The 9,313-nt window shown below is 61.5% G+C and carries 6 protein-coding genes; all 6 read left to right on the top strand.

Annotated elements, in window-relative coordinates:
• Positions 1 to 613: 613 nt before the first annotated feature.
• The 6 genes from B071_RS0103155 to B071_RS0103130 all read left to right on the top strand — a co-directional run bounded on the left by B071_RS0103155 (position 614) and on the right by B071_RS0103130 (position 9,309).
• Complete coding sequence (locus B071_RS0103155; RefSeq protein WP_215730271.1) at positions 614 to 2,428, top strand: L-fucose isomerase; 1,815 nt, start codon at positions 614 to 616, stop codon at positions 2,426 to 2,428.
• A gap of 14 nt (positions 2,429 to 2,442) precedes the next feature.
• On the top strand, positions 2,443 to 2,880 hold the full coding sequence (locus B071_RS0103150) for an RbsD/FucU family protein (RefSeq protein ID WP_018525652.1): 438 nt from the start codon (positions 2,443 to 2,445) through the stop codon (positions 2,878 to 2,880).
• Between the two features lie 316 nt (positions 2,881 to 3,196).
• Positions 3,197 to 3,970: a DeoR/GlpR family DNA-binding transcription regulator gene (locus tag B071_RS0103145; RefSeq protein WP_018525651.1), complete on the top strand. Its 774-nt coding sequence runs from the start codon at positions 3,197 to 3,199 to the stop codon at positions 3,968 to 3,970.
• Positions 3,970 to 5,280 (top strand): dihydrolipoamide acetyltransferase family protein, encoded by a 1,311-nt coding sequence (locus tag B071_RS0103140; protein WP_018525650.1) that lies wholly within the window; start codon positions 3,970 to 3,972, stop codon positions 5,278 to 5,280. The genes B071_RS0103145 and B071_RS0103140 overlap by 1 nt, the downstream gene beginning before the upstream one ends.
• 11 nt (positions 5,281 to 5,291) lie before the next feature.
• Positions 5,292 to 6,857, top strand: a complete 1,566-nt coding sequence (lpdA, locus tag B071_RS15645) for a dihydrolipoyl dehydrogenase (RefSeq protein ID WP_018525649.1) — start codon at positions 5,292 to 5,294, stop codon at positions 6,855 to 6,857.
• Positions 6,757 to 9,309: an alpha-ketoacid dehydrogenase subunit alpha/beta gene (locus tag B071_RS0103130; RefSeq protein WP_498365793.1), complete on the top strand. Its 2,553-nt coding sequence runs from the start codon at positions 6,757 to 6,759 to the stop codon at positions 9,307 to 9,309. Before lpdA ends, B071_RS0103130 begins: the two co-directional genes overlap by 101 nt.
• Positions 9,310 to 9,313 lie beyond the last annotated feature (4 nt).

Here is a 9,313-nt window from a genome sequence, read left to right as displayed (position 1 = left end):
CCGAGGAGGATCGCTACTATCCTGTTCCCCTGGTCTATGTGGCCAACCCCGGGGAGCACCATTTTCTCGATGACTACGATTACGAAGAGGATGAATGGTGGGATTAGCCCACCCGAGGTGATGCTACATACCCTCCCCGCCCCCGCAGCCTGGTTCGCCGGCGCGGAGCAGGCTGCGGATGCGGGCCCGAGAGAAGGACCTGACGCAGTGGATGCGTGAGTGATTGGAGGGGAGCCGCAGGCTGCCCTGCCGGGCCCGGCAGGGCCGGAGCGATCAGCGGAGCCCCGCAAAGCACGACCCGAGCGAAGGCGAGGGGCACGCCCTGCCCCCCAGAGACCACCCTGGACCAGAAGAGAACTCCCGACCAGCGAAAGGTGCAGGTGCTCTCCCCCGAGGGCAGTTTACGGATGCCTTCGTTCCGGCGCAGGGCTGGCAGGGCTGGCAGGGCTGGCAGGGCTGGCAGGTACTGGCAGGGGCTGCTCCAACCCCCTTCGCTCGATGGAAAGGGGACGAGAGACCGCTGGAATTTCCCTTTGCGAAGAAGCAGGAGTCGGTGTATACTGAATGTGCAAACGATTGCATTACGGAACACGATCCAGCAGGAGAGGAAAGTATGTCTGAAACGCGAATGACCGTGAATCCCCCCGCCGAACGGCTCCAGGGGAATCTTCCGCGGATAGGGATCCGCCCTACCATCGATGGTCGTCTGCGGGGTGTCCGGGAAAGTCTGGAGGAGCAGACCATGAATATGGCTCGCGCTGCAAAGAGACTTTTTGAGGAGACGCTCCGGTATCCCAACGGGCTCCCCGTGGAGGTTGTTATCTCCGATACTACCATCGGCCGGGTTTCCGAGGCTGCCCGGTGCGCGGCTCAGTTCGAGCGGGAGGGAGTGGCGGTCTCTCTCACGGTGACGCCTTGCTGGTGCTACGGTTCGGAGACGATCGATACCACGCCTCTCATTCCCAAGGCGATTTGGGGGTTCAATGGAACCGAGCGGCCCGGGGCGGTCTACCTCGCGGCGGCTCTGGCGGGGCACGCCCAGAAGGGGATTCCCGCTTTCGGGATCTATGGCCAGGATGTTCAGGACAGCGATGATCAGAGTATCCCTGCCGATGTGCGGGAGAAGCTCCTGCGCTTTGCCCAGGCCGGTCTCGCTGTGGCCTATATGCGCGGGAAGAGCTACCTCTCCATGGGGGGGTCCAGTATGGGGATCGCCGGATGTTACGTGACCGAGAGTTTTTTCAAAGATTATCTGGGTATGCGGAACGAATATATCGATATGACCGAGTTTATCCGCCGCATGGATCAGGAGATTTACGATACCGACGAGTACGTTCGCGCTCTGGCCTGGGTCAAAGAGCACTGCCAGGAGGGGGATGATCCCAACCAGCCCGAGCACCAGCGAACACGGCAACAGAAGGATCAGGACTGGGAGATCAGCGTCAAGATGGCTCTGATCGCCAGGGATCTGATGACGGGGAACCCCCGTCTTGCAGAAAGGGGGCACGGCGAAGAGGCTTTGGGCCATAATGCCCTGGCGGCAGGGTTCCAGGGGCAACGCCAGTGGACCGATTTTATGCCCAACGGCGATATGATGGAGGCTATCCTTACCTCCAGTTTTGACTGGAACGGGATTCGCCAGCCCTACATGGTGGCTACAGAGAACGATAACCTGAATGCCATGACCATGACCTTCGGCCATCTTCTCACGGGGAGTGCCCAGATTTTTGCCGATGTCCGCACCTACTGGAGTCCCGAGGCGGTTCACCGCGTCACGGGCACGGAGCTCACGGGCCGGGCTGCCGGGGGAATCATCCACCTGATCAACTCCGGTCCCGCAGCGCTGGATGGAACGGGAGAGCAGGAAATCGATGGAAAACCGGCCATGAAGCCCTGGTGGCAGGTTACCCCCGAAGAGGCCCAACGCTGCCTCAGTGCAACGAAGTGGCGTGCGGCAGAGCTGGGCTACTTCCGGGGTGGGGGCTGGAGCACGGACTATACCACCCGGGGAGAGATGCCTGTCACGATGGCCCGAATCAATATTGTGGCGGGCCTGGGGCCGGCTCTCCAGATCGCCGAGGGCTGGGCTGTGGAGATTCCCGAGGATGTTCACGCGACTCTGGACGACCGGACAAATCCCACCTGGCCCACTACCTGGTTTGTGCCGCGCCTGGCCGATAACAGCCGGTTCCGCGATGTCTACACGGTGATGGCCAGCTGGGGTGCTAATCACGGTGCGATCGGCTACGGCCACTACGGGGCAGATCTGATTACTCTGGCGGGGATGCTGCGAATTCCTGTGTATATGCACAATATCCCCGAGGACCAGATTTTCCGGCCCAGCGCGTGGACGCTCTTCGGAATGGATCTGGAGTCGGGTGATTTCCGGGCGTGCCAGAACTTTGGCCCCCTCTACAAGGGATCCTGAGAGGGCCGGCTACGATGCTTCGAGGAATAAAGAGCATTATCAGTCCCGAGTTGCTCCACGTGCTGGCCTCCATGGGCCACGGTGATGAACTGGTCCTGGGCGACGGGAACTTTCCCGCCGCCACGTTGGGTCGCCGGGTTGTCAGGGCCGATGGTCACGGGGTGCCGCCCCTGCTGGAGGCGATTCTCCAGCTCTTTCCGCTGGATACCTTTGTGCCCCAGCCGGCGGCCCTCATGGAGGTTCTGCCCGGCTCGGGGGACCCTCCTGCGATATGGGAGATCTACGGGAACATCCTCTGCGAGGCTCATCCTCCCCACGCCGGGGCGGGGTTCGAGATGGTAGAGCGCTTTGCCTTCTACGAGCGGGCCAGCCGGGCCTTTGCCGTGGTTGCTACGGGCGAGACCGCGCTTTATGCGAACATTATTCTGAAAAAGGGTGTTATCACCGATTAGGGCCCCCCTCCCGGGAGGCCCGGGTTTCCGGTTTTTGGGCTGCCGTTCCCGGGCAGCCCTTTTTTTTTGCCCAGCCACTCTTTCGCCTCCCGTATCCTCTATCCTCTATCCTCTATCCTCTATCCTCTATCCTCTATCCCTATCTTCCTTCTATCCTCCTTGCTTCTCCTCCAACAGTCCCTCACCTTACCCCAACACTCCCCACTACTCCCTCTGGAAACCTCTGAGCACCCGCCGTGCTGAAGAAGAAAAAAGAATCTTGCGCATTTCTTTCTTATGACTTATTATTTGTTAATGAAAGGCGGATCAACAGGTTATGATTCCACAGCTTAACGAAAAGGAACAGCAAATACTCGCTCTTCTGGTGGGAGACCCCAACCTGGGGGTCACCGATCTCGCAGAGCATCTGGCTGTGTCAGCCGTAACGATGAGAGCCTATCTGAAGAGCCTCAGCGAAAAAGGCTACCTTTACCGGGTTCGGGGAGGCGCGGTACCCACACTTCATCCGGAGATCATCGAACGAGAACAGTCCCGACAAACAGAGAAACACGCCATAGCCCGAATGGCAGCCNGGATGGTCCAGGACGGCGACACCATCATGATCGAGGCAGGCACAACCACGGCCATGATCGCCCGGTTCCTGCTGGGAAAACGGGACATCAGCGTTGTCACCAACAACGCCTTCGCCNTGGGCCACTGCCGGGGNAACCCGGGACTCCGCGTCCAGGTTGTGGGCGGCGAATACCGCCCCGCCACGGAGAGCATCGTGGGCCCCGTGGCACTGGAACACATCAAGCGTTTCCGCGTGCGGATCGCCTTTGTGGGAACCGACGGATTCTCCGCCGCCCACGGCCTCTCGACCCACCTGGTTGAGGGTGCCGAGGTGGTGAAGGCCATGGCGGCCCAGGCCGATCAGGTGGTCGTCCTGGCCGATAGCAGCAAGTTCAATAAAAGCGGCTTTGTCAAGGTGCTTCCCCTGGAAGAGGTCACCACTATTATCGTGGACAGCGATCTCTCTCCCGAGGATGCCCGGGCGATCGAAGAACTGGGACCGCAGGTTCTGCGGGCAGGAACAGAATCGGAGGAATAATGGCAGACACAGTGCTTCTTCCACAGCAGGGAAACTCCGTGGAGAGCGTGATTCTCTTGCAGTGGACAAAACAGGTGGGAGAAACGGTAGAACCGGGAGACGTGCTTTGCGAGGTGGAGACCGATAAGACCACCATGGAGGTTGAATCCACCGCTGGAGGGACCCTCCTGAAACACCTCTTTCAGGAGGGAGACGAGGTCCCGGTAAAAACAGCGATCGCCCTCGTGGGGGAACCGGGCGAGATCCCCGATATCGCCCCCCCGGGGGGAGCAGAGAGCCCGGAAGAACAAGAAAGCTCCCGACGATCACCCGAGACACCCTTGCCTGGAGCAACTGCTCACCGGGGTGATATCCCGGCAAAAACTCCGGAGGGGCCATCCTCCCCTGCCGGCGAAATCAGCGCAGCAGAATTTTCNGGAATCGCGGCGAGTCCCCGGGCACGAACTCGCGCCCAGGCCGAGGGAATCGAGGTGGGAGCACTCCCCGGCTCGGGTCCTGGAGGGCGAATCATCGAGCGCGATGTGATCGAATCCCTCGCCCGCCGGGAGGAAAGGGAGCAGCGCGAGCCCCGTTCCGANCAGCTTCCCCGTCCCGAGGCGGAAACGCCACCGCCCGTGGANAGCACCCTGCCCCTTCAGGGTGTCAGGAAGGTTATCGCCCGGCGCATGCGGGAATCCCTGGCTACAACGGCCCAGTTCACACTCCAGACCAGCGCCGATGCCAGGGCGCTCCTGGCGCTGCGCACCCGTTTCAAGAAGGACGGTGGCCCCCTCGGCCTCGATCAGATCACGATCAACGACATGATCCTCTTCGCCGTGGCCCGAACCCTTCCCGACTACCCGGCCCTGAACGCCCACCTGCAGGACGACGAGATCCGCCGGTTCAGNCGGGTNGATCTCTCCTTCGCCGTTGACACCGAACGGGGTCTCATGGTGCCGACCATAGCATCGGCGGACACCCTCTCGCTCCGNGATCTGGCCGAACAGGGCAAGAACCTGGCGCAGCGGTGCCTCTCGGGCACAGCCTCCGGCNAAGATCTGGCACCAGGGACGTGTACCATCACGAATCTGGGTTCCCTGGGGATCGAGGCCTTCACACCCGTCCTGAATCCTCCCCAGGTGGCGATTCTGGGTGTGAACACCATTACCGTAAAGGCCGTTCTGGACGAGNACGGCCAGGTGCAGCACCATCCGCATATCGGGCTCTCCCTCACGGTGGACCACCAGGCGGTGGACGGGGCGCCGGCGGCGCGCTTTCTCCNGGAACTGGCCCAGCGCGTNTCGCGGATAGACCTTCTGCTGGCGCGATAAGAGAGGGAGCAATGAAACACTACGACCTGATTGTTCTGGGAGGGGGACCCGCCGGATACATTGCAGCCGAACGCGCTGCCGCCCTGGGAAAGAAGGTTCTCCTGGCAGAGAAAAAAGCCATCGGGGGAACCTGTCTGAACGAGGGCTGTATTCCAACAAAATCGCTTCTCTACGGGGCAAAGATATATCACCAGTCCAGAAATTCGGCCTCCCTGGGGGTCATGGCCCGGGAGGTCACCTTCGACCTGGAGACCGCCATGAAGCACAAAGCTTCGGTGATCTCCACGCTTCAGAAGGGAATCCTGGGGCAACTGAAACGCCTGGGTGTCGAACTCCGCACAGGCGAGGGCAGATTTCTCCGCCCCGGCCTTGTATCCATCGATGGCGAGGAGATCCAGGGGCGGTTCATCCTTCTTGCCCAGGGAAGCTCCAGCGCCCGACCTCCCATTCCCGGATCCCGGGAGAATCCCCGGGTCGTGACCAGTACGGAAATTCTGGAGATCCGGGAGCGACCAAAACGGCTCGCCGTGATCGGGGGCGGCTACATCGGGATGGAGTTTGCTGCTTTCTTTGCCTCAATCGGCACCGACGTTACGGTGATAGAGATGATGCCCGAGATCATCCCCACCCTGGATCCCGAGATGGCCCGAAACCTGCGGTCCCATCTGCCGGGGATAACCTTCCGCAGGGGATACCGGGTTGACCGGATCCAGGAAGGAACCCTCCATATCAGCCCGGTTCAAAGTGATTCCTCCGCCACCGCAGCCGCCACTGGAGCCGCCACTGCAACCGGAGCGGAAACGATCCAGACCGATCTGATCCTCCTTGCCACGGGCCGCGTATCCCGCGCCGTTGAAGAAGGGCTCGGAGAGGCCGGCGTGGCCCTCCACGAGGGATGCGTGGTGGTTGACGAGTACCTGCAGACGAACCTGCCCGGCGTCTACGCGGCAGGAGACATCACGGGCAGGATGCTCCTCGCCCATGCCGCCTATCGCATGGGCGAGGTGGCTGTCTCTCACATGTTCCGCGGTGATTCGCTCCCGGACGGGTCGAGAACCGCCGCAGGGCGCCAGAACTGGCCCAATAAAATGCGCTTCGACACCATCCCCTGGGTGGTCTTCACGAGCCCCGAGGTGGCTGGCTGCGGACTCACCGCCCGGGAAGCTAACTCCCGGGGCTACCAGACCGAGACGGTCACCCTCCCCCTGATGGTGAGCGGACGCTACGTGGCAGAACACCCCCGGGAACGGGGTACCGTCACCGTCGTGGTGAACGCCCGTGACAGGCGCCTGCTGGGGGTTCAGATGCTGGGAAGCGGCACCAGCGAGATTATCCACAGCGCCGCCGCCATGATAGAGACGGGCTGGACTGTGGAGAACCTGCGGAAGATCGTCTTCCCCCACCCCACGGTGAGCGAGGCCCTGCGCGATGCCCTCTGGGCGGTCCCTTCGGGATCCCCCCGGGATATGACACCTCATGCCACGGGATCAGAAAGGGCTGGTGAAGCACAGAATACCGTTGAAACACCGAAAACCCCTGGAACGAAGACACACAGAAAGGATACCAACCATGCCTAAGGAACAACTTGTCCACCCCCGGGATGTACGTAAAAAAGACACCCTCACGATTGCCCCCATCCCCGTGAATCACTACCAGAGCGATCCCGAAGCGGAGAAAAAACGCTACGGGATCCAGCGACTCCAGCGGGTATACCACGACATGATGGTAATCCGCGAGTTCGAGACGATGCTCAATACCATCAAGATGACCGGCGAGTGGGAGGGAATCGCCTACAACCACGCAGGCCCGGCCCACCTCTCTATCGGGCAGGAAAGCGCCGCTGTGGGTCAGGCCATACACCTCGATGCACAGGATTTCATCTTCGGCAGCCACCGGAGCCACGGCGAGATCCTGGCCAAATGCTTCTCGGCGATTGACCAGAGCGATGAGACGACCCTCCAGAGCGTGATGGAGACCTATCTGGGGGGGGANATCCTCCGGGTCCTGGAAAAGCAGGGCACGGCCGGNTCGGCGAGGGACCTGGCTGAAGATTTTATCCTCTACGGAACCCTGGCGGAGATCTTTGCACGCNACACGGGACTCAACCGGGGTCTGGGCGGATCCATGCACGCTTTCTTTGCTCCCTTCGGGAGCATGCCCAACAACGCGATCGTCGGAGGAAGCGCCGATATCGCCCTGGGATCGGCCCTGTACAAGCGTATCAACGGAAAACCGGGGATCGTCATCGCGAACATTGGCGACGCCAGCGCTGCCTGCGGTCCTGTCTGGGAAGCGATCATGATCGCCGCCATGGATCAGTACCGCACGCTCTGGCCCGAGGAGGCTGGCGGCGCCCCCNCGGTGATCTTCAACTTCTTCAACAACTTCTACGGAATGGGCGGGCAGACCGTGGGAGAGACCATGGGCTTCAAGATTCTCGCCCGTCTTGGAGCGGGTGTGAACGAGGACAATATGCACGCCGAGCGCGTTGATGGCTCGAATCCCCTGGCCGTGGCCGACGCGATCCTCCGGAAGAAGGAGGTCCTGGCACAGGGGCGCGGTCCCGTGCTCCTCGATACCATCACCTACCGGATCAGCGGCCACTCCCCCTCGGACGCCTCCAGCTACCGCTCCAAAGAGGAGATCGACCTCTGGAAGGATCACGATCCGATCGGGGAGTTCCGCTCGTATCTGCTGGAAAACGGTATGGCCGACGAGTCCACCCTCCAGGATGTGGACCAGCAGGTCCGGGAAAAACTGATCAAGGCGACTCGCCTGGCCGTTGATCTGGAGGCGAGCCCCCGCATGAACCCCGAGGCCATTGCCGGCTACATGTTCAGTAACGGCCGCGCTGAGGCTCTTGATCAGGGAGAGCCCCGGGTGCTTCTTCCCCTGGAGGAAAACCCCCGGGTGAAACAGCTCGAGAAGAAGGAACGCTTCGCCATCGGCCCCGACGGCACGCCCGTGTCCAAAATGAAGACCTATCAGCTCCGGGACGCCCTCTTCGAGGCGATGATCCACCGCTTTTACAAGGACCCCACCATGGTGGCCTACGGCGAGGAGAACCGGGACTGGGGGGGCGCCTTCGCTGTCTACCGGGGTCTCACCGAAGCACTTCCCTACCAGCGCCTCTTCAACAGCTCCATCGCCGAGGGTGCCATTGTCGGCAGTGGCGTGGGCTACGCCCTCTCGGGAGGCCGTGCCGTGGTCGAACTGATGTACAATGACTTTATGGGCCGTGCCGGCGATGAAATTTTCAACCAGATGGCGAAGTGGCAAGCCATGAGCGCCGGTGTTCTTANCATGCCCCTGGTGGTACGGGTCTCGGTGGGGAGCAAATACGGTGCGCAACACTCCCAGGACTGGTGNAGCATAACCTCCCACATCCCCGGCCTGAAGGTCTATTTCCCCGCGACTCCCTACGACGCCAAGGGGATGCTCAACCAGGCCCTGGCAGGAACTGACCCGGTCATATTCTTCGAGAGCCAGCGTCTCTACGANATCGGGGAGCTCTTCCACACCGACGGCGTACCCCGGGAGTACTACGAGATCACCCCGGGGGAACCGGACATCAAGAAGGCAGGTACGGACCTCACCATCGTGACCATCGGAGCAACCCTCTACCGCGCCCTGGAGGCTGCCCGGGAACTGGAGGAGCGCTACGGAATCTCTGCAGAGGTTATCGACGCCCGCTTCATCAACCCCCTGAATCTGGAACCGATCGTTGAATCGGTCCGCAAGACNGGTCGTCTCGTCCTCGCCTCCGATGCCGTGGAGCGGGGGAGTTTTCTCTATTCCCTGGGTGGAACCGTGGCTCAGCTCGCCTTTGACTACCTCGACGCGCCTCCCGTGGTAGTGGGGTCCCGCAACTGGATCACCCCCGCTTCGGAGCTGGAGGATTCCTTCTTTCCCCAGAAGGAATGGATCATCGACGCGATCCACGAGAAGATACTCCCCCTGCCGGGCCATCGGGTGTCGACGGTCCAGACGAATGGGGAACTTCTCCGGCGCTACCGGGAGGGAGTCTGATTTC

Origin of the sequence: Alkalispirochaeta alkalica DSM 8900, assembly GCF_000373545.1 — a bacterium.
Lineage (GTDB): Bacteria > Spirochaetota > Spirochaetia > DSM-27196 > Alkalispirochaetaceae > Alkalispirochaeta > Alkalispirochaeta alkalica.
The sequence above is the reverse complement of the archived record's forward strand: the minus strand, read 5'-3'. Positions and strand labels throughout refer to the sequence as shown.

Excerpts from the sequence above, each read along its gene's own strand:
- B071_RS0103155 (WP_215730271.1), top strand. The coding sequence starts at position 614 with ATGTCTGAAACGCGAATGACCGTGAATCCCCCCGCCGAACGGCTCCAG.
- lpdA (WP_018525649.1), top strand. The coding sequence starts at position 5,292 with ATGAAACACTACGACCTGATTGTTCTGGGAGGGGGACCCGCCGGATAC.
- B071_RS0103150 (WP_018525652.1), top strand. The coding sequence starts at position 2,443 with ATGCTTCGAGGAATAAAGAGCATTATCAGTCCCGAGTTGCTCCACGTG.